This window comes from Methanosarcina spelaei, assembly GCF_002287235.1.
Lineage (GTDB): Archaea > Halobacteriota > Methanosarcinia > Methanosarcinales > Methanosarcinaceae > Methanosarcina > Methanosarcina spelaei.
This window is the reverse complement of sequence record NZ_LMVP01000276.1, coordinates 1-1316: the sequence shown is the minus strand read 5'-3', so window position 1 is coordinate 1316 and position 1316 is coordinate 1. Positions and strand designations below refer to the sequence as shown.

Annotated in this window: 1 protein-coding gene; it reads left to right on the top strand. The window is 35.7% G+C overall.

Annotated features, from left to right (window positions below; genetic code table 11):
• Positions 1 to 960 (top strand): IS66 family transposase (locus ASJ81_RS12745; RefSeq protein WP_095644690.1); only part of this gene is annotated, 960 nt, incomplete at its 5' end.
• Positions 961 to 1316: the final 356 nt, after the last annotated feature.

Below are 1316 nucleotides of genomic sequence, written 5' to 3'. Positions count from 1 at the left end.
CCTTATCAGCAGATTGATGATACAGGTGCAAGAGTCAATGGTGTCAATTATTATACTCAAATTCTTTGTAATCCTTATTATACTGCTTATTTTACAGTTCCCAATAAAAATAGAGAAAATGTTTTAGACGTGCTTTTATGTGGAAAAGAAAAAACATACTGCTTTACTGATGAAGCATATAATCTGATGAAAACGTTTAATGTTTCCCAAAGTTGGATGGAAAAACTCTCGTCTTTTAAAAACAAAATATTCAGTGACGAAGAAATGCGTCGAAAACTGGATTGTGTTTTCTCACTTAATGGATATAAAACTACTAAGAAGAAAGTCCTTGAAGCCTGTGCAATTGCGGCCTATCATCAAAGTAAAGACATACCTGTGGTTACCACACTTTTAAGTGATGATGCACGTCAGTTCAGGCAAATTGCATATCACCATGCTCTTTGTTGGATTCATGACGGTAGAAACTACAAGAAATTAAGGCCAATAGTTCCGTATCATAAAGAAAAGCTGAAAGCTTTTCTGAACAGTTACTGGAACTTTTATGGTGAGCTTTCTAAGTTTAGAATAAAACCAGATTCAGAGGTAGCGGAGCAATTATCCGTTAAGTTTGATCAGTTGTTTTCTACCAAAACAGGATATGAACAGCTGGATGAAAGAATCGCTAAGACAAAAGAGAACAAGGAACAGCTGTTAAAGGTCCTGGTCTTGCCAGAGGTTCCGCTGCATAACAATGCAGCGGAACTAGCGGCGAGAGCAAAAGTCAGAAAAAGAGATGTGAGCCTTCAAACCATAACAGAGGAAGGAACAAAAGCAAATGACACATTTATGACGATTGTTCAGACAGCAAAGAAACTGGGTGTAAGTGCATATCAGTACATATGTGATAGAGTTAGCGGTACATTTGGGATGCCATCTCTGGCTCAACTAATCAGAGAAAAAAGCTCAATAAGCAGAAATTGAGAGCTTTCCACTCAATTTGAAGAGGATACTTTTTTTGTCGGCGGTCTGCTGAAATCTTCCCCGAATTATTTTGAAGAGATCAGATAAATTGAAAAACTGTGATTTTTGCAGATTTATAAGGAGCCCTTCGCAAGGACACAATTCCATAATCTAGTGATTTCTCTTATTGTTCTTTCCTCAAACCTACAATTTTCTCTGCTAACTACCTCAAAAAGCTGCAATAATCTTGAAAAACAAATTCTTTGGCATTTTTGCCAAAGAATTTGTTTATTCATTAGATATTTTTTTTGAATATTTTATCTAAAATCAATACGCTCCGCTACTTTCTAAAGTGAAACTTTTATCAAAATAGCTTA